Consider the following 26630-nt stretch of genomic DNA (forward strand, 5'->3'; position numbering starts at 1 on the left):
AGGCCGCCCGGACGCGGGTTCGACGCCGCTTTGATCACTCGTCTCCTCCGTCTGATCGCCGCCGCCCCAGGGCCTTCGCGGCGACGCGCTGCGAAGGCCCTGGGAGACCGACCGGTGCGGTCGGAGGAGATTCTTAGGCGGGGTCGTAGGCGAGGTTGGGGGCGAGCCAGCGCTCGACCTCGGCGATCGGGAGGTCGCAGCGGCGGGCGTAGTCCTCGATCTGGTCCCTGCCGACGCGCCCGACCGTGAAGTAGCGCGCCGCCGGATGGGCGAAGATCAGGCCGCTGACGCTGGCGGCCGGGGCCATCGCGTACGACTCGGTGAGCTTCATGCCGAGGCGGCCGGCGTCCAGCAGGTCGAACAGGGCCTGCTTGAGGCTGTGGTCGGGGCTCGCCGGGTAGCCGAGGGCGGGACGGATGCCGCGGAACCGCTCGGCGTGCAGGTCCTCCAGGGCGGGGTCGGCGTCCGGCTCGAACCAGGCGCGGCGGGCCTCCAGGTGGACGTACTCGGCGAACGCCTCGGCGAGGCGGTCCGCGAGGGCCTTCACCATGATCGCCTTGTAGTCGTCGTTGTCCTGCTCGTACTTCGCGGCGAGGTCCTCGGCGCCGAGGATCGTCACGGCGAAGCCGCCGAGGTGGTCGCCGGAGGGGGCGATGTAGTCGGCGAGGCAGCGGTTGGGGCGTCCCGTCGGCTTGGACGTCTGCTGGCGCAGCATCGGGAAGCGCGCGGCGCCGGGCAGGATGATGTCGTCGCCGTCGGAGTGCGCGGGCCAGAAGCCGTAGGCGCCGTGGGCCTCGAACGAGCCGTCGGCGATGATCTGGTCGAGCAGCTCGTTGCCCTCGTCGAACAGCTCGCGCGCGACGGGCTGGTCGAGGATCGCCGGGTACTTGCCCTTCAGCTCCCAGGCCAGGAAGAAGAACTGCCAGTCGATCATCTCGCGGAGCGCGGAGATCTCGGGACGGACGATCCGCACGCCGGTGAAGTCGGGCGTCGGCAGGTCGCCGAAGTCGACGCGCTCGCGGTTCTCGCGGGCCCTCTCGACGGTGAGCAGGGGGCGGCGCTGCTTGGTCTCGTGCTGCTCGCGCAGCCGGGCCTGCTCCTCGCGGTTGGCGGCGTCCAGCGCCGCGGCGCGCTTTCCGTCGAGCAGGTCGGAGACGACGCCGACGACGCGGGAGGCGTCCAGGACGTGCACGGTCGTCGCGTCGTAGGCGGGGGCGATCTTCACGGCGGTGTGCTGCCGGGACGTGGTGGCGCCGCCGATCAGCAGCGGCAGCCGCATGCCGCGGCGCTCCATCTCCGCGGCGACCGAGACCATCTCGTCCAGCGACGGGGTGATCAGCCCGGACAGCCCGACGGCGTCGGCGCCCTCCTGGACGGCGGTCTCCAGGATCCTGGCCGCGGGGACCATCACGCCGAGGTCGATGACGTCGTAGTTGTTGCAGCCGAGGACGACGCCGACGATGTTCTTGCCGATGTCGTGCACGTCGCCCTTGACCGTCGCGAGGACGATCTTGCCCTGGCCGCGGTCGCTGTGGGCGCGGCCGGCGGCCAGCGCCTCCTGCTTCTCCTTCTCCATGAAGGGCTCCAGGTAGGCGACCGACCGCTTCATCACGCGGGCGCTCTTGACCACCTGGGGGAGGAACATCTTGCCGGACCCGAACAGGTCGCCGACGACCTTCATGCCGTCCATCAGCGGGCCCTCGATGACGTCGAGGGGGCGCTCGGCCTCCCGGCGGGCCTCCTCGGTGTCCGCCTCGATGAAGTCGATGATGCCGTGCACGAGGGCGTGGGAGAGGCGGGCGGCGACCGGCGCGTCCCGCCAGGACAGGTCGACCTCCCGCCTGGTGCCCTCGCCCTTGACGTTCTCGGCGAACGACACGAGCCGGTCGGTGGCGTCGGGACGGCGGTCGAACAGCACGTCCTCGACCAGTTCGAGCAGGTCGGCGGGGATGTCCTCGTAGACGGCGAGCTGCCCGGCGTTGACGATGCCCATGTCGAGGCCGGCCCGGACGGCGTGGAACAGGAACGCCGAGTGCATCGCCTCGCGGACGATGTCGTTGCCGCGGAAGGAGAACGACAGGTTGGAGATGCCGCCGCTGGTGCGGGCGCCCGGGCAGCGCTCCTTGATGAGGGGCAGCGCGTCGATGAACGCCTTGGCGTAGCCGTTGTGCTCGGAGATGCCGGTCGCGACGGCGAGGACGTTGGGGTCGAAGATGATGTCCTCGGCCGGGAACCCGATCCGCTGGGTGAGCAGGTCGTAGGCGCGGCCGCAGATCGAGACCTTGCGCTCGGTGGTGTCGGCCTGGCCCGTCTCGTCGAAGGCCATGACGACGACGCCGGCGCCGAAGTCGCGGATGCGGCGGGCCTGCTCCAGGAACGGGCCCTCGCCCTCCTTGAGGCTGATGGAGTTGACGACGCCCTTGCCCTGGACGGTCTTCAGCCCCGCCTCCAGCACGCTCCACCGCGAGCTGTCGACCATGATCGGGATGCGGGCGACCTCGGGCTCGGTGGCGATGAGGTTGAGGAAGGTCGTCATCTCCCGCTCGCTGTCGAGCAGGTCGGCGTCCATGTTGACGTCGAGCAGGTTCGCGCCGCCGCGCACCTGGTCGAGCGCCACGTCCACGGCGGCCTGGTGGTCGCCCGCCTCGATGAGCTTGCGGAACTTCTTGGAGCCGGTGACGTTGGTGCGCTCGCCGATCATGACGAAGCCGGTGTCGGCGCCGATCGCGAACGGCTCCAGGCCGCTGAAGCGGCTCGCGGCACCGGGAGCGGCGACCTCGCGGGGGGCCATGCCCCGCACCGCCTCGGCGATCCTGGCGATGTGGTCGGGGCCCGTCCCGCAGCAGCCGCCGACGGCGTTGACCATGCCGGACGCGGCGAACTCGCCGACCTTGCCGCTGGTCTCCTCCGGGGTCTCGTCGTAGCCGCCGAAGGCGTTCGGCAGGCCCGCGTTCGGGTGGCAGGCGGTGTAGGTGCCGGCCAGGCGCGCCAGCTCCGCCACGTGCGGGCGCATCTCGTCGGCGCCGAGCGAGCAGTTCACGCCCACCACCAGCGGCTCGGCGTGCTCGATCGACCGCCAGAACGCCTCGACGGTCTGCCCGGACAGCGTCCGGCCGGACAGGTCGACGATGGTCACCGAGATCCACAGCGGCAGGTGCGGGGCGGCCTCGCGGGCGGCGGCGATCGCGGCCTTCGCGTTCAGCGTGTCGAAAATCGTCTCGATCAGCAGCAGGTCGACCCCGCCCTCGGCGAGCGCGCTGATCTGCTCGGCGTAGGAGTCCTTGACCTGGTCGAACGTGACGGCGCGGTAGGCCGGGTCGTCGACCCGCGGGGACAGCGAGAGCGTGACGTTCAGCGGGCCGATGGAACCGGCGACGTAGCGCCCGCCGAACTCGTCGGCGGCCTGCCGGGCCAGCCGGGCGCCCTGCACGTTCATCTCCCGGACCAGGCCCTCCAGGCCGTAGTCGGCCTGCCCGATGCTGGTCGCGGTGAAGGTGTTGGTCGTCGTGATGTCGGCGCCGGCCCGCAGGTACTGCCGGTGGACGTCCAGGATCACGTCCGGCCGGGTCAGGTTCAGCAGGTCGGGGTCGCCCGTGACGTCCTTCGGGTGGTCGCCGGCGATGCGGTCGCCGCGGTAGTCGTCGGGGGTCAGGCCCGCGCCCTGGAGCATCGTGCCCCACGCGCCGTCCAGTACCGCGATCCGCTGCTCAAGAAGTTCGCGCAATGGAGTCTGAGTCATGTTTTCGAGCACCTCCCATGGAATCTGGGAGGCGCCCTTGCGGAATCAGGTGTCGCGGGCCGAGCGTGGCGGGCTCTCGCCCGTTGCAGCGCCTCTCGGCCCGGTAACGAGGTTACATTCCTCGGGGCCGGTGTGTCAGGCGCGCCCGGGGTTGCGGGCAGGATGAGGCGATGCGCGCACGACCGATCTCGCCGTCCCTGGTGGTCGAGGAGCTGGCCGACCGGATCACGGCGTCCGGTTCTGATTCCTGGACGCGGGTGGCGGTCGACGGGGCGCCGCCCGCGGCGCCTTCGGATCTGGCCGACGCCCTCGTCTCGCCGCTGCGCGCCCTCGGACGGGACGTCGTGCGGGTGTCGGCGCGCGACTTCCTGCGCCCGGCCTCGCTGCGCTACGAGCACGGGCGGAATGACCCGGACGTCTTCTACGACGAGTGGCTCGACGTGGGCGGGCTCGTCCGGGAGGTGCTGGGGCCGCTGGAGCCGTCCGGCACGGGGAGGGTCCTGCCGAGCCTGTGGGACGCGGCGCTCGACAGGTCGACGAGGGCGGGCTACGTCCCCGTCCGGCCCGGCGGGGTCCTGCTGCTGGACGGCTCGCTGCTGCTCGGCCGGGGGCTGCCGTTCGAGCTGACCGTCCACCTGTTCCTGTCGCGCGGGGCGCTGGCCCGCCGCACGGCCGGGGACGAGGCGTGGACGCTTCCCGCCTACGCGCGCTATGACGCCGAGGTCGAGCCCGTGCGCACCGCCGACGTCGCCCTGAAGATGGACGACCCCGGCCACCCGGCGCTGGTCACCGACGCCTAGGGCCGCCATTCCTCCTGGTAGCCGGGGTGGTGGGCGTAGGGCAGGGCCAGGAGGCGCAGGACCGTCTCGCGGACGGACTGCGCCGCGTCGAACCCGGGGGGGCGGTGGCCCTGGCCGAGGATCCAGGCCTGCTTCTCGTAGTCGTCGACGATCTGGCGCTTGGCGGCCACCTCGGCGAGCGCGCGGGAGGGGTCGTGGCGGGCGATGTGCTCGGCGTACGCGCCGTTCTCCGCCGTCGCGACGTAGGCGGAGGCGTCCGTGCCGGGATCGCCGGTGTCGGTGCTGACCGTGCCGGAGGGGGCCGCCTTCCAGGGGGTGCCGGAGCAGGCGCGGGCCATCTGCTCGTCCCTGTCCAGCCGGGCGCGGAGGAACTCCACCAAATCCATAGGGCCATCCTGCCCCTTGCGGAGCGGGACGGCCCTATGGCCACCGGACTGCCCGTAGACGCGGGACGGCCCCGCGGGTATGGGTCGGGCGGCGGAGGGTCAGGCGGCGCAGTTGCCGGTGACCGGCTTGCCCGCGAAGCGGTCGCCGAGGAAGGTCATCGCGTCGGGCTCGCTCCAGAGCATTCCGGTGGCGTGCTCGGCGAAGGTGTAGGTCTTCCAGGTGACATTGGCGCCCTTCGCGCACCACGCCTTGTGGAGGGCGTCGGCCTGCGCGGCGGGGATGATCTCGTCGTAGACGGCCTGCGTCTGGAGCACCGGGGCGCTCGGGGCGGTGGAGCCGAGCTTGTTGGCGTCCAGGCGCCGCTGCCACTCGGGCGTGGCCAGCGGGTCGGTGGTCGTGTAGTCGCTGATGTGCCTGAACGCGGTCTGCACGACCGTGAGGGGCCCGTCGAAGCCGACCAGGCACATGTCCTGGGCCTTGGCCAGCAGCTCGCGGCCCTCGTCGTTGAGGTACCCGGCCAGGTCGAGCTCGGGATAGGCGGCGTCGTAGCCGACGGCGGCCATGAACATGAGCGCGACGAACGGGGAGCCGTCCAGTCCCTTGGCGACGGCCCGCAGGTCCGCCGGGACGCCGCCCGCGAACACGCCCTTGATCGCCAGCTCGGGGGCGTAGGTCTTCGCCAGCTCCGCCGCCCAGCCCGCGGTGGTGCCGCCCTGGGAGTAGCCCCAGAGGCCGACCGGCGCGCCGCCGAGCCCGGCGTCCGGGAGGCGCTGCGCGGCGCGGGCGACGTTCAGCAGGGCCCGGCCCTGGGAGGTGCCGACCTCGTAGGTGTGCTGGCCGGGGGTGCCGAGGCCCTCCATGTCGGTGACGGCGACGGCCCAGCCGCGGCTGAGCGCGTCGGCGATGAACAGCTCCTCGTAGTCCATGCCCTGCGTGAGGGTGTAGGACGGGGCGCAGGCGTCGCCGAGTCCGCGCGTCCCGACGGCGTAGGAGACGAGCGGCCGCTCGCCCTGGCCCGTCCACTGCCTGGTGGGGACGAGGACCATGCCCGAGACGGCGGTCGGCCGCCCCTGCGCCGTCTCCGACCGGTACAGCACCTGCCAGGACTTGACGCCCTCGTACGGCGAGTGGCCGATCGGGTCCACGGTGAACACCGCGGGACGCGACCGGATGACGTCACCGGGCGCGCCCGCCGGGAGCGGGGAGGGCGGCTGGTAGAACGGATCCTCGGCCGGGGGCCTGGGGTCCTGCGGCGCCGCGGCGGCGGTGCCCTGCAGGGCGGCCGCCGTCATGGCGAGGCCGACGCACGACGCCGCAGCGGCGCGCACGAGCCGGCGAACGATGATGGACATGGCGGGTAACCCTTCAACGTGGCGGCGGCGTCTGCGCGCCTGGCCGTCGGCGTGACGGCCACCCGACAGTAACGTAATTGGACACTTACTCCAATGAAGTGCGGGACGCATCGGCGGAACCGGATTTGTCCCGTCCCGACAAAACGCGCCCCTTCCAGGCGCCGCCCCGGCCGGCGCGGTGCCTGCGGGCGGAGTCGAGGGTCATCGCCGCGTACAGCAGGGCCACGAGCGGCAGGGCCGGGGCCCGCACGGGCGACAGGCCGTAGAAGCGCAGCATCGGCGCATAGGTGGCCGCCATGAGCGCCCAGGCGAGCGCGCCCGCCGCGAGGGCGGGCGCGCCGCCGCCGGACGGGCCCGCGACCAGGCCCGCGGCCGTCGCGGCGGGCGGGACCGCGTAGAGGAGCAGCAGGCCGGCGACGGTCCCGGCGAGCAGGGCGGGCGAGTGGCGCAGCTGGTGGTAGGCGCTGCGGGCGATCATCGCCCAGAGGTCGGCGAGGCGGGGGTAGGGGCGGCGGCTGACGACGTCGCGGCCGAGATCGAGGCGGCAGCGCCCGCCCGCGCGCTTGACGAGCCGTCCCAGCGCCACGTCGTCGATCAGCGCGTCGTGGATCCGGGCGAGGCCGCCCGCCCCGGCGAGGGCGGCGCGCCGGACGAGCATGCAGCCCCCCGCGGCGGCGGCCGTGCGCGCCCCGTCGCGGCCGACGCGGCGGAACGGGTAGAGCTGGGCGAAGAAGTACACGAAGGCGGGGACGATCACCCGCTCCCAGCCCGTGCGGGTGCTGAGCGTCGCCATCTGCGACAGCAGGTCCCGGCGTCCGGCCACGGCGGCGCGCACGAGCCCTTCGACGGTGCCGGGGGCGTAGGCGATGTCGGCGTCGGTGAAGAGGAGGAAGTCGGGCTCGCCCGCCTCCCGGACGCCCTCCGACATCGCCCACACCTTGCCCGCCCACCCCTGCGGGCGCTCCCTCGCGGGCACGATCGTCAGGGCCGGGTCGCCGCCGGCGAGGGAGGTGGCCGCCTCGGCGGTGCCGTCGCTGCTCCCGTCGTCGACCAGGATCACGCGGAAGGAGCCCGGATACCGCTGGGCGAGCAGCGTCGGCAGTGTCTCCGGGAGGACGGCGGCCTCGTCGCGGGCGGGGACGACGGCGACGACCTCCGGCCACTCGTCCGGTTCCGGTGCGTCGGGCAGGCCCGGTCCCGTCCTCCAGAAGCCGCCGTGCGCGAACGCCAGGTACAGCCATCCGGCCAGCGCCGCCAACGCCAGGACGCCTACGACCATCACGTTACGCAGCCTCGCACCGCACCCGCTTCCCGTCCACGAACGGCGTCCCGCCAGCGTGGCGGGCCGAGCACTAGAGTCACGCGGATGGACGAAGTCCTCTGGAAGGCCGCCGACAAGCTGCGCGGATCCGTCGACGCGGCGCAGTACAGGGACTTCGTCCTCGGGCTCGTGTTCCTCAAGTACGTGTCCGACTCGTCCGGTGCCGGGGCCTTCCGGGTACCGGACGAGGCGCGGTGGGCGAACCTCTCCCCCGCCGCCGGGGAGACCGGTGAGCGTGTCGACGCGGCGATGGGCGCCGTCATGCGCGCCAACCCCTCGCTGGACGGCGCCCTCCCGCAGATCTACACCCGGGTGGACCAGCGGCGTCTCGGCGAGCTGGTCGAGCTCATCGGCCAGGTGCGGTTCGGGGCGGAGGCCGGGGCGCGGCCCGCGCGGGACGTGCTCGGCGAGGTCTACGAGTACTTCCTGGAGAAGTTCGCGCGGGCCGAGGGCAGGCGCGGCGGCGAGTTCTACACCCCTGCGGGCGTGGTCCGGCTGCTGGTGGAGGTCCTGGAGCCGTTCCGGGGACGGGTGTACGACCCCTGCTGCGGGTCCGGCGGCATGTTCGTGCAGGCGGAGAGGTTCGTCCTGAGCCACCGGGGGCGGCCGGACGACATAGCGGTGTACGGGCAGGAGGCGAACGAGCGGACGTGGCGGCTGGCCAGGATGAACCTGGCCGTCCACGAGATCGCGGGCGACGTCCGCCGCTCCGACACCTTCTTCGAGGACGCCCATCCGGGGCTCGCCGCCGACCATGTGCTCGCCAACCCGCCGTTCAACATGTCGGACTGGTACCGGCATCCCGGCGACGCGCGCTGGCGCTACGGCGTCCCGCCCGCGGGGAACGCCAACTTCGCCTGGATCCAGCACATCGTGGCCAAGCTCGGGCCGCGCGGCCGCGCGGGCGTGGTGATGGCGAACGGGTCGATGTCGTCCCGGCAGTCGAGCGAGGGCGAGATCCGCGCGGCGCTGGTGGAGGCCGATCTCGTCTCGTGCGTCGTCGCGCTGCCGGACCGGCTCTTCCGCACCACCCCGATCCCCGCCTGCCTCTGGTTCTTCGACAAGCACAAGAGCGTCCCGCGCGAGGTGCTGTTCGTCGACGCCCGGGGCATGGGGACGATGGTCGACCGCACCGAGCGGATCCTCACCGCCGACGACATCGCCCGGATCGCCGGCGCGTACCGGGCGTGGCGCGACCACCGCCACACCGGCGTCCCGGGCTTCTGCCACGCGGCGGGACTGGACGAGATCAGGACGCACGACCACGTCCTCACGCCGGGACGCTACGTCGGCGCCGCCGAGGCGAACCGCGGCGACGAGCCCGCCGCCGACCGGGTGGACCGGCTCACCAAGGAGCTCCTCACGCACCTGGAGGAGTCGGCGCGCCTCGACCGGGCCGTCCGGGACGAGCTGGGCCGGTTCAGTGGCTGAGCTGGGCGAACTCGTCACCTTCTCGAACGGACGATCGCGTCCCGTCGCGGGCGCCCGCTACCGGACGTTCGGCGCCAACGGGATCATCGGGACGTCCGGCGACTTCAACGCGGAACCGGGTTCCACGATCGTGGGGCGCGTCGGGAGCTACTGCGGGACCGTCCATTACAGCCGCGACCGGTGCTGGGTCACCGACAACGCCATCATCGCCGCGGCAAAGGACGGAGTGAACCCGCGCTACGTCCACTACCTGCTCAAGCGGCTCGGCCTGAACAGGTACCGCATCGGCTCGGGGCAGCCGCTCCTCACCCACGCGATCCTGAACGGCCTCACCGTCCGGCGCCCGAGCCGGGCGGAACAGGACGCGGCGGCGTCCGTCCTGGGGGCGCTCGACGACAAGATCGAGGTGAACGGGCGCATCGCGGCCTGCGGGGACGCGCTCGTCCGCGCCCGCTACGACGAGTCGGCGGCCACGGCCGCGTCCGTCATACCGATCGGCGAGCTCGGGGACCTGGTGCGCCGCAACGTCCCGCCGCAGCGGATCGGGCGGGACGAGAACTACATCGCCCTGGAGCACATGCCGAAGCGGCACATGTGGCTCTCGACCTGGGCCGACGCGTCCGGCGTCACCAGCGCGAAGCGGCGCTTCGCGGCCGGGGACGTCCTGTTCGGCAAGCTCCGGCCCGCCTTCCACAAGGTCGGGCTCGCCTTCGTCGACGGCGTCGCCTCGACCGACATCCTCGTCGTCCGCCCGCAGGACGCCGCCCGCCGGGGGTGGCTCCTCGCCGCCCTGGCGAGCGACGAGGTCGTGGCGCACGCCTGCGCCGTCGGCGACGGCACGAGGATGCCGCGTGCAAGGTGGCAGGACATCGCCGCCTTCATGGTCCCCTGGCCCGGCGACGGCGCCGCCCGCTCGTTCGGCGGTTTCGCCACCGCGCTGGCGCGGCGCGTGGAGGCCGCCACGGCGGAGAGCGCGGCCCTGGCGAGGCTCCGCGACGCCCTCCTGCCGGAACTGATCCCCTGAACGCGCGGCCGCGTGATCGAACGGGCGGCATCATCGCCCGAGGGGCCGTTCGACCTCGTCCGCGCCCGGCTGCTGCCGGTCCACCTCGCCGACCGCGCCGACGCCTTCTTCCCTTCGTGTCCCCGGTCTGCGGCGCGGCTGAGGCCCGTCCGGTTGCGCATCGCGGGCAGGTCCGGTAAGGCGCCGCCGTGTGGCGGATCTTGGACGGCGCGTGACGTCCCGCAGGGTGCGGCAAGGCCCTTGCATGCGCGCAAGCGTTGGTGACTGGCCCGAGGTCGCTGCGTAAGAGTGTGTGTTGTTTCACTTCCACGTCCGACATCGACTTGGCCGAGAAGCATATGTTCGCTTACAGCCCGACACGGAGACGTGAAGCCGACACCGCCATGAACGCATCAGACACATGGTCCGGGGCGCCCGTGCTGGTGCCCGCACCCGCTCCCTCGCTGGAAGTCGGGATCCCGTCCGCCTGGAACCACAACGGCAAGTCGTCCGGGCGCCTCATCGGCGAGATCGACCTCGCCGCCACGCCGCCCGCCGTACGGCTCGGCCGCTCCTACGTCCGCGAACTCGTCGGGCAGCACTTCGGCGCCGACCGGTCCGAACTCGGCGACCTGGAACTGCTGACCAGCGAGGCCATGACCAACTCGGTGCTGCACGCGCGGCCGCGCCGGGACGGGACGATCACGCTGACCGTGCTGCACGTCGACCGGTACGTGCGGGTCGAGATCACCGACGGCGGCGCCGCCCAGGGGCCGCAGCCGCGGGCGGTGGACGAGGCGCTGCCGACCGGCGGGCGCGGGCTCGCCCTGATGAAGGCCCTCGCCACCGACTACGGCACCTGCCGCGGCAAGAGCGGGGCCTCCACCTTCTGGTTCGGCGTCGGCGTCCGGGACGGATGGCGGCTGCCGTGACCTCCGGGGCGGCGCTGAGCCCGACCCGCCGGGCCGATCCGTCCCCTCCCGGGGGCGGGACCGCGCTCAGCACGACGTCGGCCAGCGTCGCCCGCATGTGCAACTACCTCCTCGGCGGCAAGGACAACTACGCCGCGGACCGCGAGGCCGCCGAGCGCGCGCTGCGCGACTGCCCGGTGGTGCTGCGGCTCGTCCAGGCGAACAGGGGCTTCCTGGACCACGCCGCCGCGCTGCTCGCCGGGGAGGCCGGACTGCGGCAGTTCGTCGACGTCGGCTGCGGGCTGCCCGCCGCCGAGAACCTCGGCGACCTCGTCCGGCGGGCCGCCCCTGACTGCCGCGTCGCCTACGTCGACAACGACGCGATGGTGCTCACGCACGCCCGGGCGCTGCTCGCCGTGGACGCCGGCACCGGCGCCTTCGCCGGGGACGTCCGCGACCCCGCCGCGCTGCTCGCCGACCCCGGCCTGCGCCGCCTGATCGACTTCTCCGAGCCCGTCGCGGTGTTCCTGCTCGGCGTCCTGGACTTCGTCGCCGACGAGGACGACCCGGCCGGGATCGTCGCCGCGCTCGCGGCGGGCCTCGCCCCCGGCAGCCACGTGGTGATCACCCACGCCGAGCGGTCGCCGGAACTGGACCCGGTCTCCGGGCCGTGCGAGGGCGTCGACATCCCGTTCCGGCCGCGGAGCGCGGACGAGATCGCCCGCATCTGCGCGAGCCTGCGGATGCTCGCCCCCTACCCGGCCCTGCTGCCGGGGCCCGCCCCCCAGGCCGACCCGCGCCCGCTGCCGCTCATCGGCTGCGTCGGGCGCGTAACGGGGTGACGGCGGCATGTCCCCCGCGCTGCTCGCCGAGACTTCTGTCGATCGCCCGTCCCGCGCACGCGGCGCTTCGCTACGATCGAAGCGCCAGCAACTGCCACATCTAGGGCGAGTGATGACAGCGGACGGCGAGCCGAAGTCTCTCTCCGACATCACCAGGGACATGGGACTCAACATGTCCGACGTGGCGGCCTTCTCCGGACTCGACGAGAGCACGATCTTCCGCTTGTGGGACAACGCGGAATGGCTCGACCGGGTCAGCGGGCGGTCGCTGCAGAGCCTCATGTCGTCCGTGCCGGGAATCGCCGAGTACTCGATGGCGCACGCCGTCCGGAAAAGGCGCGACGGGCTCGTCGCCGACCTGCACGGCGAAGGGCTCACCGTCGACCTGGAGGCATTGCAGAACTCGACCGTCGCGCAGCAGCACCTGCTGAACGCGCTGGAGGCCGGGCTGCACATCATGCGCGGCCAGGCGACGCAGAAGACGTCCTCGTTCATCGCCCGTTTCTGGGGGCGCGAGCAGGACACCGCGCTGGAGGCGCTCTACTCCACCGAGGCCGGCAAGGGCATCCTGACGGACCCCCGCAAGCTCTTCGACTCGTCCATCGACCTGGCCCCGCGGCTGAACCGCAAGACCTACTCGTTCCATTCGATCCTCGCGCTCAACATCCTCACGCACCAGGTCAGCAAGGTGACCGGGGCGCTGGAGGCCGACCTCGGCTTCGAGGTGCCCGGGCGGCAGACCGCCTTCATGATGCGCGGCGTGGTGATGGGCTCCCTGATCAGCTCGAACGACTTCGACCTGGCCGAGCGCTACCGCCAGGAACTCGACGCGACGCCCGTCTACGCGGCGCTCGAGGAATGGTCGTTCCCCACCTATACGCGAGACGGCCGGATCAGCAGCGACTTCACCCTTCCGAGCTCCCTGTCGCTGCGCAACACGGCCACCGAGGTGCTCCGCGAGATCGCGGTCTACAACGACGCCTACCTCTACTACCTGGTGTCGACGTACATCCCGCTGGCGCTCAAACGCGATCCGGCGTTCGGCGGAAGGCTCCCCGAGTTGGTCCAGGCGCTGGAACTGCGCGGGGTCGACTGCCGGGACAGAAGGATCAGACAGACCTGCAACATGCTGGTGCGGCGGCTCAAGGGCCTTGCCTGAACCAGGCTTTGGAGAATGGGGAGCCGGTGGAGGACACGGCGCAAGCCATCGCGAAACTGACGCGCGCGCGATGGGAGGCGAACGCGCAGTACTGGGTCAAGGTCATCAGGGAGCGCCGCGACCGGTACCGGACCGAACTGACCGACGCCGCCGTCCTGGACGCCGTCGGCGACTGCACCGGGCAGCGCGTCCTGGACGCCGGATGCGGCGAGGGCTACCTGTCGCGCCGGCTCGCCGCCATGGGCGCCGAGGTCACGGGCGTGGACGCGGCTCAGGGGCTGATCGACGCGGCCTCGTCGCACCCGGCGCAGGAGGGCAAGGCCACGTTCACCCGTGCCAGCGTCGAGGACCTGCCGCTGGAGGACGACCGGTTCGACCTCGTCCTGTGCAACCACCTGTTCAGCCACCTGCAGGACCCGACTCGCGCCATCGGCGAGTTCTCGCGCGTCCTGCGCAGCGGCGGCCGGCTGGTCCTGCTGACGCTGCACCCCTGCTTCTACGTGGAGAACGCCGAGCAGGGCGCGGCGAGCAGCGTCCCGGCGGCGCGGTACTTCACCCCGCGCGGGATCGACCAGCGGTTCATGGTGGACGGCCTGGAATCCCCATCGATGATCACAAGCTGGCTCCGGCCGCTGGAGTACTACGCTGGAACGCTCCGAGACGCCGGATTCGTCATCGCGGACCTGCGCGAACCGCACCCGACGGAAGAGCAGCTGCGGGACGACCCGTGGTGGCGCAAGGGCTTCCCCACGGCCATGTTCATGCTCTTGATCGCGGAGCGCCGTTAGAGTCGTCCCCATGGAGGACGTGCCGGCGGAATTAGCGGGGCATCCGGACAGGCTCCGGTGGAACGGGAAGTACGCGGAGTCGTCCGGGCCGTCGCGGGCCCACCCGCTCGCGGAGCGGGCGCTGTCGCTCGGGATGCCGGACGGCGGGGTGCTCGACCTGGCCTCCGGCCCGTCCGGCAGCGCCCTGCTGGCCGCCTGGACGGGACGCCGCGTGACGGCCGTGGACATCTCCGAGATCGCCCTCGCACGGCGAGGCGCGGAGGCCCGGCGACGCGGGCTCGGCCCGCTGGTCACGCTCGTCCAGGCCGACCTCGGCGCCTGGCGGCCCGGCCCGGACAGGTACGCGCTCGTCCTGTGCACCGGGTTCTGGGACCGCGCCGTCTTCGAGCGCGCGGCCGGGGCCGTCCTGCCGGGCGGCCTGCTGGCCTGGGAGGCGTTCACCGAGGCCGCCCGCCGCGACCGGCCGCGCCTGCCCGCGCAATGGTGCCTCAAGCCCGGTGAGCCCGCCTCGCTGCTCCCGGACGGCTTCACCGTCCTCGACCAGCACGACGACGCCGGCAAACGCCGCCTCCTCGCCCGCCGCGGCGCCTGACGCCCCGGGCAGGTCCCTGACAGGGAAAGATGTTCCGGCGAGCGGGCGCGTAACGCAGCCACTCGCCCGCCGGAACACTGGTTCACCTGCCGCGGGGCGGCAGGGTGTCAGACGTCAGTCCTCGCGGATGACGTTGGCGGCGTCCTCCAGGGCCTTGACCACCTTCGGGTCCAGGCCGGTCGAGGTGCCCGAGGTGCTCGTCCCGGACGTCCCGGACGACCCGCTGGACGAGCCGTGCGGGATGACGCTGTACGAGCGCCCGGTCGGAGCGTTGCCCTCGTTGACGTGCGGGCGGTCGACCTTGTCCTTCTTGCCCATGGTCGCTTCCCTTCCCTATCTCGATTGCGTCCGGTTGGAAATGATCAACCGGACCTTGCCCTGGACCGTGCGGTGTTCGGCATGATCGGCAAGACGCGAGGTCAGTCGAGGTCGACGATGATGGGGGCGTGGTCGGACGGGCCCTTGCCCTTGCGGGCCTCGCGGTCGACGTAGGCGGAGGCGACCCGGCCGGCGACGTGCTCGCTCGCGTAGAACAGGTCGATGCGCATGCCCATGTCCTTGTGGAAGGCGCCGGCCCGGTAGTCCCAGTACGTGTAGGGGTGGGGGCCTTTCGCGATCGTCGGGACGACGTCGTGAAGGCCGAGGGCCCGCAGCTCTGCCAGTGACTGCCGCTCGGGGGGCGTGACGTGCGTGGAGCCGGCGAAGACCGCCGGGTCCCAGACGTCCTCGTCCGTGGGGGCGACGTTGTAGTCGCCGCAGGCGACCAGCGGCGACCCGGCGGCCAGTTCCTCCGCGAGGGCGTCGCGGAGGGCCGCGAACCAGGCGAGCTTGTAGGTGTAGTGGGCCGATTCCGGGGTGCGGCCGTTCGGCGCGTACAGCGACCAGACCCGCACGCCGCCGCACGTGGCGCCGAGCGCGCGGGCCTCGGGCGCGAGCAGGACGGGCTCGCTCAGCTCCATCTGCTCGTCCTCGCCTTCGGCCCCTGCCTCGCCCGCGTAGGAGGGCTCGCCCGGAAAGCCGTTCGAGACGTCCTCGATGCCGACCCGCGAAAGAACGGCCACGCCGTTCCATCGACCGTCGCCGTGCGCGGCGGTGGCGTACCCGAGTTCCTCGACCTCCGCGGCGGGGAACTGGTCGGCGCGGCACTTGGTCTCCTGGAGGCAGACCACGTCCGGCTTCGTCTCGTCCAGCCAGGTGAGGAGGCGCGGAAGGCGTGCCTTGACGGAATTGACGTTCCACGTCGCGAGGCGCATCCCCCCAGCCTGCCATCCCCGGCGGTGTGGAGGCGTGTGTCACACGTCCGGCGGGGATATCCTGACGCCTTCCCCTGTCCCCTGCCAGAGACACCGCTCCTTGTGTGTGACCGGTAGATTGCGGGTCGGCCTCCTTTACCCGGTTTTCACGCTGTGCTTAGCCCGGCCCTGGAAGGGTGGTCACGGTTGTGGTGTCGTCGAACCCGGAGCAAGTGAGGAAACATGTCCGAGGATGACAAGCCCCGGGGCAAGCCGGCGGTCAAGGCGAAGGCGAAGATCCCGAACGCCCAGAGCATCCGCAGCCCCGAGTTCACCCCGCACGGGATCAGCGCCGGCCGCGGCAGCGGGCTGAACAAGCCGTCCGCGCTGACCGCCAAGGAGGCCAAGAAGCGCCGGCTGATGGTGATCGCCGGGATCGTGGTCGCCGCGCTCGCGGTCTCCGGCGGGGTGTTCTGGTGGGTCAGCCGCCCCGGTCCGAAGATCGAGGTGACCGGCAAGTTCGCCGCCGAGCCCAAGGTCGAGATCCCGAAGAAGCTGGAGCCGACCAAGACGCTCAAGGTGAGCACGCCGATCAAGGGCGGTGGCCCCGTCGCCGCCGAGGGCGACACCGTCTACGTCCAGTTCGCGACCTACAAGTGGTCGAAGGACAAGGACGAGGAGAACTCGCGGGTCAAGAGCACCAGCGAGAAGGTCCGCTCGTCCTACGAGGAGGGCCAGCAGCAGGGCGGCGGCGGCCCGATGCACCTCGTCATCGGCAAGAGCGGGCTCAAGGACATCGACAAGAGCCTCGTCGGCAAGTCCGCCGGCAGCCGGCTCGTCATGCAGCTCCCGCCGTCCAAGGAGCTCACCCAGCTGAGCCCGCAGCAGATCACCGCCAAGGACGCGATCCTTTTCATCATGGACGTCCAGGCGGTCGTCCCGAAGAGCCAGCAGCCGCAGGGCACCGCCCAGAAGCTGGACGACAAGTCGCTGCCCAAGGTCGAGGACAAGGGCGCCGGCAAGGAGCCCAAGGTGACGGTCCCGGACAGGGACGCGCCCAAGAAGCTCCAGGCCAAGACCATCGTCGCGGGCAACGGGCCCGCGCTGGCCAAGGGCGACGAGGCGGTCGTCAACTACACCGGCAAGATCTGGAAGTCCGGCGACAAGTTCGACTCCAGCTGGGACAACAAGCAGCCCGCGACGTTCCCGATCGGCACCGGGCGGACCGTCCCCGGCTTCGACAAGGGGCTCACCGGCGCGAAGGTCGGCAGCCGCGTGCTGCTCGTCCTGCCGCCGGAGGACGGCTACGGCAAGAAGGGCAGCCCGCCCAAGATCAAGGGTGACGACACCCTGGTCTTCGTGGTGGACATCCTCGCCAAGGTCTACAAGTGAGCTGACCGGGGCGCGGCCGTGCGCCGGAGCGGCGGGGCACCCGGTCGGGGCCCCGCCGCTCGGCTTTCCACGAGAATCCGCCCGCTGCGACATCCGTCACGACAACCGGAGAGGCGGATTGCCCGTCCTCCTTTGGGAGGCCGCGGATGCGCATTGGGCGGTCGGCGCACGGATTCCCTCAGGTATCGTCTGTAACGCATTAATCACGGGGGGCTTGTGAGCGACAGCGAGAAGATCCCGGAGCGAGAGGAACGCTCCGGGACGGGCCAGGCGGACCGGCACGAAACCGAGGCCGGGGCACCGGCCGGCACGGACGGTCCCGCGACCGCCACGCTGACCGTGGACACCGAAGCCGCCGCCGGAGAAACCACCGGTGACGCCGAATTCGTCGACGAGGGCGACATATCTCGAAACGACGACAAGGAACGCGAAGAGGCCGCCGGCGCGAGCGTGGGTCCTGAATCGCGCGCCGCCGATAACGCCACGACCTCCACCGATACCGCAGCGGATTCCGCTTCCGACGCCCCCGGCACCGCTGAACCCGTCACCGAGACGCCGCCCCCGCCCGCCGGGGTCGGCGATCCCGCGGCCGCGACGACGACCGCCGGCGCCCCCGCCTCCGATGCCCCCGGCACACCTGACGACGCCACCACGTCCGACGCCACCACGTCCGACGCCACCACGTCCGACGGCGCCCCTGCGCCGACCGAGGCCGCCTCGTCGACCGAGGCCCCCGCGCCCGACGAGATGACCGCTCCTGACGACGTCACCGCGTCTGGCGGTGGCGGTGCGTCCAACGAGGTCAGCGCGGCGAACGCGGCTGATGATGTCACCGCGGTCGATGGTGTCGACGGGGCTGTGGCCGGAGATACCAAGAGCATGGCCGCCGCCTCCAAGCACGACTCGACCCAGCGCGGCTCCCGTGACGGGGGCTCGCCGCCCGGACCCGGGCGCGGCGGGGGCGGCGGGGGCGGCGGGGGCAAGGGGCCCGGCAAGCCGCGCAGCCGCAGGTCGCGGTTCCTGCGCCGGGCGCTGTTCCTGATCCTCGGCTTCATCGGGTTCTGCATCGCCGCGTTCGGCGTCGCCTACCTGTTCACGCCGGTGCCGTCGCCGCAGGAGCAGGCGATCGCGCAGGGGCCGACGTTCTACTACTCCGACGGCAAGACGCAGATCGCAAAGACCGGGATGAACCGGGACGCGGTCACTCTCGACAAGATCCCCGAGAGCACCCGGGCCGCTGTGATCGCCGCGGAGAACCGCAGCTTCTACGACGACCCCGGGGTGTCGGTCCAGGGCACGACGCGGGCGCTGTGGTCCACCGCGACCGGCAAGCAGCTGCAGGGCGGCTCGACGATCACGCAGCAGATGGTCCGCAACTACTACGGCGGCATCGGCAAGGACCGCTCGGTCACCCGCAAGCTCAAGGAGATCATGGTCTCCCTGAAGGTCGGCCGGGAGAAGGACAAGGACTGGATCCTTGAGCAGTACCTCAACACCATCTACTTCGGCCGCGACGCCTACGGCGTGCAGGCCGCCGCGCACGCCTACTACAACAAGGACGTCTCGAAGCTGACGCCCGCGGAGGGCGCCTACCTCGCCGCCGCGATCCAGCAGCCGAGCAACTTCTCCGACCCGACCGGCTCCCGCCGCGCCTACTCCGAGCAGCGCTGGCGCGCGATCGTCGGCAACATGGTCCGGGACGGGGCGCTCACCTCGTCCGAGGCGGCCTCGCTGACCTTCCCGGCCCCCGGCAAGGAGAAGATCACCGACGTCCTCAAGGGCCAGCGCGGCTACATGGTGAACGTGGCCAAGAAGGAGCTCACCGAGCGCCGCGGCTACAGCGAGGACGAGATCAACCGCAGCGGGCTGAAGATCACCACGACGTTCGACAAGCGGCTGATGGACGCGATGAAGCAGGCCGTCGCGAACAACGCCCCGAACGGGATGAGCAAGAAGATCCGCACCGGCGCGGTGTCGGTCGACCCGAAGACCGGGCAGGTGCTCGCCTTCTACGGCGGCCGCGGCTACCTGGAGGAGGCGCTGAGCAGCGCCTTCGGCGACTGGGCGCAGGCCGGGTCGGGGTTCAAACCGATCGCGCTGGCGGCCGCTCTGGACGACGGCAAGACGCTGTCCACCAGCTACGACGGCAGCTCCCCGCAGTACTTCCACGGCGCGTCCATCCGCAACGACAGCAACGAGAACTTCGGGACGGTCAACCTCGTCACCGCCACCGAGCACTCGATCAACACGGCCTACGTCAACCTCGGCCAGGACATCGGCAACAAGAAGATCGTCGCCATGGCCGAGAAGATGGGCATCCCCGGATCGCAGATGAAGCCGGCGCAGCGGGACGCCGCCACGTTCCCGCTCGGCGTCGTGTCGCTGCACCCCGTCCAGCAGGCGGGCGTGTACTCGACGTTCGCCTCCGAGGGCGTGCACCGGACGCCGTTCGTGGTGAAGTCGGTCACCGACAACGAGAACCACAAGCGCACGTTCGCCGAGAAGGGCGAGCGGGCGTTCAGCCAGCAGGTCGCCCGTGACGCCACCTACGCCATGCAGAAGGTCGTGCAGGGCGGCACCGGCACCGGCGCGCAGCTGCCCGACGGCCGCGACGTCGCCGGCAAGACCGGCACCACCGACGAGGGCCGCGCGATCTGGTTCAACGGCTTCATCCCGCAGATGGCGACGACGGTCTCGATGTTCCGCAGCGACGGCAAGCCGCTGAACATCCCCGGGTACGGCGCGTACGGCGGGCAGCTGCCCGCCCAGATGTGGCGCTCGTACATGTCGGACGCGGTGAACATCAAGGGCTACGAGCCCGAGTCCTTCGGGGAGCCGTCGATGACGCCCGGCGGCGGCTGGGGCGGCCCGACGCAGGACGCCCCGCCGGGCGGCACGCGGCCGCCGGACACGGGCGGGCCCGTCGAGCCGCCGCCGTCCACGAAGCGTCCCGACGTCCCGACGCCGCCCACCGACCTGCCGACCATCATCCCGCCGCAGCAGCCCGGCGGTGGCGGCGACGGCGGTGACGGGGGCGACGGCGGCGACGGCGGCGGGACCGGCGGCGATCCCGGAGGCGGAACGGGCGGCGGAACGGGCGGCGGACCGCTCGGCCGCCCCGGCACCGGCGGCTAGCCTCCGCGCCCGCTCAGTCGCAGGCCTTGCCGATGGTGGCCGGCGTCTCCCTGATCACGCTGTCGAGCTGGGAGACGTCGCCCTCACCGACCCCGGGCGCCGCGGCGCGGAGCCGGCCCGCCTCCGCCTTCAGCGCCTTGCTCAGGTCGGCGTCGTCGGCCTGCCCCGCGAGCCCGTCGACGCGTCCGGCGAGCTGCTCGGTCGCCTGCCGCCACTGCGCGGGCTCCGCCGCCGGAGCGCTCCGCACCTGGGTGACGTACTGCTGGAACGCCTTCTTCGTGTCGGTGCACACCTGGCCGGAGTTGCCGCCGCCCAGCGCCCCGCACCCACCGAGGGCGCCGAGCACCAGCGCGCCGCCGGCCAGCGTCCGAACCACCCCGTAGCGCATCGCGCCCTCCCCTTGATCCCCGATCGGCTCCGCATATACTTCCGCATGAGGTCATGAGCGCCAGCGCAAAGCCCCGGCTTGCTGGCCGGCAACCCTTCGTCCGCGATGGGGTGCCCCGGGTGAGGACCTGGCCGGACGCGGCACCGCGTTCCGGCAAGCGCGGATCCCGACGGACGTTCCGGGGTCCCCGACCGGAAGGTCCAGGCATGCCCACGCTGCTCGCCCGCTCCCCCATCACGCCTGCTGTGACGCGCCCCGAGGGGGTCCGGGTTCGCCCGCTTCCCCGCGTCATCGGAGCGGACGTCCCGGTTCCGGTGCGGGACGGTCGCCACGTCCCCTACGCCAACTTCGACTACGCGGCCAGCGCGCCCTGTCTGGAGGCGGTGCACGAGGCCGTCACCCGCGCGCTGCCCTACTACAGCAGCGTCCACCGGGGCGCGGGGTACGCGTCCCAGGTCACGACGTCCGCCTACGAGGACGCGCGGGAGACCGTGCGGTCGTTCCTCGGCGCGTGGCGCCGCTCGGCCGTGGTGTTCACGCGCAACACGACCGACTCGATGAACCTGCTCGCGCACGCCGTCCCGGCCGGGACGAGCGTCGTCGTCTTCGACAGCGAGCACCACGCGTCGCTGCTGCCGTGGAAGCGCGCCGTCCGCCTCCCGGCGCCCGCCACCCCGGCCGAGGCCCTGTCGGCGGCCGACCGCGCGCTGCGCTCGTGCCCGATCGGGTCGCGGCTGCTCGTCGTCACGGCCGCGTCCAACGTCACCGGCGAGCTGTGGCCGATCGAGGAGCTCGCGCACGTCGCGCACCGCAACGGCGCCCGCATCGCGGTGGACGCGGCGCAACTCGTCCCGCACCGCCCTCTCGACATGACCGCGCTCGGCCTCGACTACGTCGCGTTCTCCGGGCACAAGCTGTACGCGCCGTTCGGTGCGGGCGTGCTCGCCGGACGCGCCGACTGGCTGCGCGCCGCCGAGCCCTACCTCAAGGGCGGCGGCGCCAGCGCCTCGGTCGGGGAGACGACCCGGTGGGCGCCCTCCGCCGAGCAGCGGCACGAGGCGGGCTCCCCCAACGTCCTCGGCGCCCTCGCGCTGGCCGCCGCGTGCGAGACGCTGTCCCCGGCCTGGGACGACCTGGCCGCCCGCGAAGAGGCGCTGGTGGGACGTCTGCGTTCGGGACTCGCGGCGCTCCCCCGCGTCAGGGAGCTGACGCTGTGGGGCGGGCGGGCGCCGCGCGTCGGAATCGTGTCGTTCACCGTGGACGGCTGGAACGCGCGGGACGTGGCGCTTACCCTGTCCGAGGAGCACGGCATCGGCGTACGCGACGGGAAGTTCTGCGCCCACCCCTTCGTCCGGCACCTGCTGGGCGAGGACCGGAGCGCCGTCCGCGCGAGCATCGGCATCGGGACGGACGAGGAGCACATCGACCGGCTCCTCACCGCCCTCGCCGCACTGACTGCGCGCTGACAGGTTCTGACCTGCGAACTCTCGCGCGCAGTCAGATGATTATGCTCTTTGGTCCTGTTCGCCCATGTAGCGTAGGCAGTCGCGCGGGGACGAGCACGCTAGAAACAGGGGGTGGCGACCGTGGCCGACGCGTGGCGACCCACGTCGGAACTGGAGCACCGACTGCAGGAGACCGTACGGGCCGGCGACCAGGAGAGCTACTTCCGCCTCCTCGCGGACGCCGACCTCGTCGTTCCCGTTCCGCCCGACCTGGTGGACGGGGTCCTCGCGGGGGAGGCGCAGCCGTCGTGGCCCACCCAGGAGGAGGACGGCCGCGTCCACGTCCTGGTTTACACGTCGGCGGCGGCGATGCGGGCGTGCCTCGGGCCGTCCCACCAGCACTTCCTGACCGTCCGGTTCGGCGACATCGCCGAGAGCTGGCCGGACGACCGCTGGTGGCTCGCCGTGGACGCGCCCGCCCGCGGCGTCCCCGCCGCCCTGCCGATCGAGGCGCGGCTGCCGGCCTGGTTCGTCCGGCAGGTCGCCGACGGCGACGGCCGCCCCCCGCAGGTCGGCCGCGCGTCCCCGCCGTGGGAGGAGCTGCGCGACCAGCACCGCGACCTGCCCCGCGAGGCGCCGCGCCCGGAGTTCCAGCCGGCCAACGACGTGGAGCGCGAGCTCCTGCGGGCCGCCGCGAACAACGACCACGACCTGTTCCTGCAGACGCTGGCGGCCACCGACGTGCTGCTGCCCGTCCCGGACGACACCGACTTCTCGCTGCGTCCGGGCCGCCCCGGCTTCCCGTGGCAGACCCGCGAGGTCGACGGCTCCACCGTCGTCCCGGTCTTCACCTCGCCGGAGCGCCTCGCCGAGGCGTCCGGGCCCGGCACCGAGCACATCGCGCTGCCGTTCACCGTCGTGCTGCGCTACTGGCCGGACCACGACTGGCTCCTCGCCATCAACTCCGGCTCGCCCGCGGGCGGCACCGTCCTCGCGCAGCAGCTCCCCGGCCTCGCCATCTGGGCCGACCAGCGCGCCGCCCAGCGGATGACCGACCGCTTCGAGCCCCAGAACGACATCGAGCAGCGCCTCTTCGACGCCGCCCGCCGCCGCGACACCGAGACCTTCTTCAAGATCCTCCTCGGCGCCCAGGTGCTCGTCCCGGTGGACGCCGAGACCCCGTGGGGCATCGTGCCCGGCGACCCCGAGTTCCCGTGGCGCCCCGTCCCCGTCCACGGGCGGACGTCGATCCAGCTCTTCACGTCCCTGAGGTGGATGAACGACGCGATCGGCTCGTCGCGCTTCATCATGCCGAGCCTCCTGGAGATGGTCACCGCCTGGCCGGACGCCTCCTGGACGCTCGTCCTCAACCCGGGCACGCCCATCGACGCGTCCATGCCGGGCGAGCAGGTCCGCACCCTCAGCGGCCCGCCCGCTCCGCCGTCCGCCGCGACGCCCCCGCCGCCGGCCGCGCCCTCGGTGCCGGTGGCCCCCGCCGTCCCGGCCGACCCCGCCGCCCCCGGCCCGGGCCGCCACGCGGGCGCGCCGCCGGCGCACGAGCCCACCGTCCCCGCGCCCGCGGAATCGGGCCGCCACCACGCGGGAACACCTGGCGGCGCCGCGCAGCCCGGCCTTCCGGACGCCGTGCCCCCGGCCCCCGCGCACTTCGGCGAGGCGGCCGCGCCGCGCCCCGCCCCGCCCCACCCGGCCGTCCCCGACCCAGCGGTCGAGGCGGGCGACGTCCCGGTCGGCCAGGCTCCGGCCCCCGTACCGGGCGTTCCGGGGGGCCACCTCGCGGACCCGTCCAGCACGGCCATCGACCCGGGCCACATGGCCGGACCCGAACCGGCGGCCACCCCCGGCACGACCAACCCGCCCGGCGGCCTTGCCGACCCCCTCAGCGCCGCGCCGGAAGTGCCGGGAGACCCGGAGCGCAACCTCGCAGACGCGCCCGGCAACCCAGTGAGCGCCTCACCTCCCGGAATGGCACCCCAGGGCCCCGAGCCCCTAGGGGCCGCGCCGGGCGCCGTGGGCCGTCCCTACACGGGCGCGCCCAGCCCGTCCGGCATCGAAGAGCCCGGCCTCCCCGAACCCGCACCCCAGGGCACCGGTCCCCTCGACCTCGCGCCAGGCATGCCGCACGACGCGGGCCACCACATGGGCGGGCCCGGCTCCGCCCCCGGAACGACCAGCCTTCCCGGCGGCGTTGAAGAGCCCGGCCTCCCCGAACCCATTCCTCAGGCCGGCGAACCCCTCGGCGCCGCGCCAGTGGTGCCGGGAGACGCGGGCCACCACCTCGCGAACGCACCGGGCACACCCCCGAGCACCTCCGCACCCGGGATCGCACCCCAGGGCCCCGAGCCTCTCGACACGGCACCCGACATGCCGGACGACGCGAGCCGTCTCCCCCTGGGCGCACCCGGCGCGACCGCACCCGGCGCGACCACCCCGTCAGGCGGCATGCCGGAGCCTGGTCTTCCGAGAACCGAGGCTCAGGGCCCCGAGACACCGGATACAGGACCGGGCGCGCCAGACGACGCCGGCCGCCACCTCGCGGACGCGCCGCCGAGCGTCTCCCCTCCCGGGCCCGCGCCCCAAGGCACCGAGCCCCTAGGCACCGCGCCGGGCGCACCAGACGACGCGAGCCGCCACCTTGCGGACGCGCCGGGCACACCGCCGAGCGCCTCCGCTCCCGGGATCGCACCCCAGGTCACCGAGCCCCTAGGCGCCGCGCCTGGTGCACCAGACGACGCGGGCGCGCCCGGCGTACCGTCGAGCCCGGCTTCTCCCGGGCCCGCGGCTCAGGGCATCGAGTCCCTCGGTGCCGCGCCGGGCGGTCGAGACGACGCGGGCCGCGCGCCCGGCGTGCCGTCGGGTGCGGGCGCCGATCCGGGGCACGTGGCTGGACGTGATGGCACCGTCCCCGGCCTGCCGGAAGGTGCCGACCGTCGCGTAGCGGGGCCCGCTGGTGTCGGTCCCCAGGGCAGCGAGCCTCCAGGTGCCACATCTGGCGCCCCGGGGGAAGCGGAAGTTCACCACGCGGGCGTGCCGACGACCCCGCATGGCGCGCCCGACAGTGAAGCGGCGCCACGCGGCCTCGCGGCGGTTCCTCAAGATGCCGCCCACCCTGGCCAGCCGGAAAGGCGTGACATAGCGGACGCCACCGGCGGGGGCGATGACGGTGGAAGCGGCGCGCCCACCGGAGAGGCGGGGGCCGGCCGGGCGCTGCGGGCCGTCGGGGAGCCGGAGCCCGTGTTCGAGCCGGGGAACCGGATCGACCAGGAGCTCTACGAGGCGGCCTCGGGCGGGGACTCCGACGCGTTCCTGCGGGTGCTGCTGAACGCGAACGTGCTCGTGCCGATCCCCGATGACGCGCCGCTTGAGGTGACGCCGGTACAGCGGGAGTTCCAGTGGGACGCGGCGCTGCGGGACGCGGTGTCCGTGCAGGTGTTCACGTCGATGGTCCGGCTGCGCGAGGTGCTGCCGGAGTCCCGGTTCGTGTACGCCGACTTCCGGGAGCTGATCGGCGCGTGGCCCCGGGAGGACTGGGCCATGGTGCTCAACCCGGGGACGCACATCGGGGCGTCGCTGCACGGCGACCAGGTGCAGTCGCTCAGCGAGTGGGCGGTGCGGGTCGGGCTCGTCCCGGCGCGGCCGGAGGTTCCGCTTCCGCCGCCGCGGCGGGAACCGGTGCCGCAGCTGCCGTCCGACCCCGAGGACCGCGTCTCGTCGCCGGCCATCATGCAGAAGGTCGTCCCGCACAGCCACGTCTCCTGGTACCTGGAGCAGGGATACGACCGCGTCGGCGGCTTCGTCCACTCCACGAACGACGTGGCCGAGTTGCAGACGCCCGCCCAGATCTACGAGGCGCTGGGGCTGCTGTTCTCCGACTCCTCGTTCTCTCCCGACGACGAGGGCGTGTACGTCATCCGGTGGCCGGCCTACTGCCCCGACCTCTACCTCGTCCCCTTCGGCGGACGCGACGAGGAGGAGATGACCTCCTGGGGCGAGTCGGGCTGGGTCATCGAGCGGCCGCCGTTCACGGGGAACGGCTTCGCGCCGGGAAGCGCCGGATCCATCCGCGAGTACAAGGTGACCAGTGTCCGGCTGCCGTACGGAGCGGAGATGTACTACATCGGCAGGGACCGGTCCGAGCGGTTCATCGCGATGTACGACCCCGACCGGCTCGCCTGGCTGCGTCCGGACGCCGGCGCCGAGGCATGGGACGGACGGACGGAGGCCGCGCAGTGATCCGGGACGGGTACGTCGCGCGGTGGCTCGGACGCGACTTCGAGGCCGCGCCGGGCGCCGACGGCGAGATCAGGCTGTACGCGCCCGGGCCGACGGACGGGTTCGAGGAGCTGCGGCCGGGGCGCTTCCGCCGCATCGTCCCCGCGTCCGAGGTCGAGGAGCTGCGCTACGTCCGGACGACGTGCCGCTGGCGCGGCGAACGCTTCGTCATCGTCGGGGAGCACGAGACGTGGGTGCGGGTCGAGTACGCGGGCGGGCGGGCCCCGGTCGCCGAGAGTCTCGGGCTCGACCGCGTCGACCAGGGCATCTGGCAGGCGTGGGCGCCCGGGTCAGAGATTGAGGACGTCCGGGAAGAGTTCGTCTGACCCGGGCGGGGTTGATTTGGCCCTTGGATCCGTGTTCGCATGTGTCCCGAGGCGATCCCTCGGACAGAAGCGTTCAACGGCGAGCGACGGAGGTGCT

At 72.7% G+C, this 26630-nt stretch carries 20 protein-coding genes and 2 riboswitches; of the genes, 13 read left to right on the forward strand and 7 right to left on the reverse strand.

Translation table 11 applies throughout. The features are described from left to right. Positions 1–133: 133 nt before the first annotated feature. Positions 134–3739 (reverse strand): methionine synthase, encoded by a 3606-nt coding sequence (gene metH, locus CHC11_RS01930; protein ID WP_089309802.1) that lies wholly within the window; start codon positions 3737–3739, stop codon positions 134–136. Positions 3740–3761: 22 nt separating this feature from the next. Continuing rightward, positions 3762–3842, reverse strand: a riboswitch (S-adenosyl-L-homocysteine riboswitch). Between the two features lie 67 nt (positions 3843–3909). Between metH and CHC11_RS01935 the strand changes: the two genes are divergently transcribed. Next, entirely contained in the window at positions 3910–4539 is a 630-nt protein-coding gene (locus CHC11_RS01935; protein WP_089309803.1) for a nucleoside/nucleotide kinase family protein, read from the forward strand. Here CHC11_RS01935 and CHC11_RS01940 read toward each other — a convergent pair. From CHC11_RS01940 to CHC11_RS01950, 3 genes are all read right to left on the reverse strand, one after another. Then, positions 4536–4925: a DUF6221 family protein gene (locus tag CHC11_RS01940; protein WP_143226885.1), complete on the reverse strand. Its 390-nt coding sequence runs from the start codon at positions 4923–4925 to the stop codon at positions 4536–4538. The genes CHC11_RS01935 and CHC11_RS01940 overlap by 4 nt on opposite strands. A 99-nt stretch (positions 4926–5024) precedes the next feature. Further along, on the reverse strand, positions 5025–6278 hold the full coding sequence (locus tag CHC11_RS01945; protein ID WP_089309805.1) for a lipase family protein: 1254 nt from the start codon (positions 6276–6278) through the stop codon (positions 5025–5027). Between the two features lie 85 nt (positions 6279–6363). Next, a complete protein-coding gene (locus tag CHC11_RS01950) occupies positions 6364–7557 on the reverse strand; it encodes a glycosyltransferase (RefSeq protein ID WP_089309806.1) in 1194 nt (397 codons plus the stop codon). A gap of 87 nt (positions 7558–7644) precedes the next feature. Between CHC11_RS01950 and CHC11_RS01955 the strand changes: the two genes are divergently transcribed. The 7 genes from CHC11_RS01955 (at position 7645) to CHC11_RS01980 (ending at position 14325) form a co-directional block, all read left to right on the forward strand. Further along, a complete protein-coding gene (locus tag CHC11_RS01955; protein WP_089309807.1) occupies positions 7645–9030 on the forward strand; it encodes a type I restriction-modification system subunit M in 1386 nt (461 codons plus the stop codon). Further along, entirely contained in the window at positions 9023–10054 is a 1032-nt protein-coding gene (locus CHC11_RS01960; protein ID WP_089309808.1) for a restriction endonuclease subunit S, read from the forward strand. The genes CHC11_RS01955 and CHC11_RS01960 overlap by 8 nt, the downstream gene beginning before the upstream one ends. A 383-nt stretch (positions 10055–10437) precedes the next feature. Further along, on the forward strand, positions 10438–10965 hold the full coding sequence (locus CHC11_RS01965) for an ATP-binding protein (RefSeq protein ID WP_179278638.1): 528 nt from the start codon (positions 10438–10440) through the stop codon (positions 10963–10965). Then, complete coding sequence (locus CHC11_RS01970; RefSeq protein WP_089309810.1) at positions 10950–11786, forward strand: SAM-dependent methyltransferase; 837 nt, start codon at positions 10950–10952, stop codon at positions 11784–11786. Before CHC11_RS01965 ends, CHC11_RS01970 begins: the two co-directional genes overlap by 16 nt. Before the next feature lie 112 nt (positions 11787–11898). Further along, entirely contained in the window at positions 11899–12945 is a 1047-nt protein-coding gene (locus CHC11_RS41015; protein WP_179278639.1) for a hypothetical protein, read from the forward strand. Positions 12946–12971: 26 nt separating this feature from the next. Further along, complete coding sequence (locus CHC11_RS41020; protein ID WP_179278640.1) at positions 12972–13733, forward strand: class I SAM-dependent methyltransferase; 762 nt, start codon at positions 12972–12974, stop codon at positions 13731–13733. A 10-nt stretch (positions 13734–13743) separates the two neighbouring features. Next, positions 13744–14325, forward strand: coding sequence for a class I SAM-dependent methyltransferase (locus CHC11_RS01980; protein WP_089309811.1), 582 nt, complete (start codon positions 13744–13746; stop codon positions 14323–14325). 114 nt (positions 14326–14439) lie between these two features. On the opposite strand, the gene CHC11_RS01985 is transcribed toward CHC11_RS01980, so the two are convergent. Beyond that, positions 14440–14643, reverse strand: coding sequence for a hypothetical protein (locus CHC11_RS01985; protein ID WP_089309812.1), 204 nt, complete (start codon positions 14641–14643; stop codon positions 14440–14442). A gap of 101 nt (positions 14644–14744) precedes the next feature. Then, the gene (locus CHC11_RS01990) at positions 14745–15578 is read right to left on the reverse strand and encodes an exodeoxyribonuclease III (protein ID WP_089309813.1); all 834 of its coding nucleotides are present in this window, start codon (positions 15576–15578) and stop codon (positions 14745–14747) included. Positions 15579–15800: 222 nt separating this feature from the next. Here CHC11_RS01990 and CHC11_RS01995 point away from each other — a divergent pair, with 222 nt between their 5' ends. After that, positions 15801–16949, forward strand: coding sequence for an FKBP-type peptidyl-prolyl cis-trans isomerase (locus CHC11_RS01995; RefSeq protein ID WP_089309814.1), 1149 nt, complete (start codon positions 15801–15803; stop codon positions 16947–16949). Positions 16950–17165: 216 nt separating this feature from the next. Beyond that, the gene (locus CHC11_RS02000; protein WP_245918660.1) at positions 17166–20084 is read left to right on the forward strand and encodes a transglycosylase domain-containing protein; all 2919 of its coding nucleotides are present in this window, start codon (positions 17166–17168) and stop codon (positions 20082–20084) included. A gap of 13 nt (positions 20085–20097) precedes the next feature. On the opposite strand, the gene CHC11_RS02005 is transcribed toward CHC11_RS02000, so the two are convergent. Beyond that, a complete protein-coding gene (locus CHC11_RS02005) occupies positions 20098–20472 on the reverse strand; it encodes a hypothetical protein (protein ID WP_089309815.1) in 375 nt (124 codons plus the stop codon). A 49-nt stretch (positions 20473–20521) separates the two neighbouring features. Continuing rightward, positions 20522–20638: riboswitch (SAM riboswitch) on the forward strand. A gap of 40 nt (positions 20639–20678) precedes the next feature. On the opposite strand from CHC11_RS02005, the gene CHC11_RS02010 reads away from it, so the two are divergent. The 3 genes from CHC11_RS02010 to CHC11_RS02020 all read left to right on the forward strand — a co-directional run bounded on the left by CHC11_RS02010 (position 20679) and on the right by CHC11_RS02020 (position 26533). After that, positions 20679–21938: an aminotransferase class V-fold PLP-dependent enzyme gene (locus tag CHC11_RS02010; protein WP_089309816.1), complete on the forward strand. Its 1260-nt coding sequence runs from the start codon at positions 20679–20681 to the stop codon at positions 21936–21938. Between the two features lie 111 nt (positions 21939–22049). After that, positions 22050–26168, forward strand: a complete 4119-nt coding sequence (locus CHC11_RS02015; protein ID WP_089309817.1) for an SseB family protein — start codon at positions 22050–22052, stop codon at positions 26166–26168. After that, the gene (locus tag CHC11_RS02020) at positions 26165–26533 is read left to right on the forward strand and encodes a hypothetical protein (protein ID WP_089309818.1); all 369 of its coding nucleotides are present in this window, start codon (positions 26165–26167) and stop codon (positions 26531–26533) included. The genes CHC11_RS02015 and CHC11_RS02020 overlap by 4 nt, the downstream gene beginning before the upstream one ends. The last annotated feature ends 97 nt before the right edge of the window (positions 26534–26630 follow it).

This window comes from Actinomadura mexicana, assembly GCF_900188105.1.
Taxonomy (GTDB): Bacteria; Actinomycetota; Actinomycetes; order Streptosporangiales; family Streptosporangiaceae; genus Spirillospora; species Spirillospora mexicana.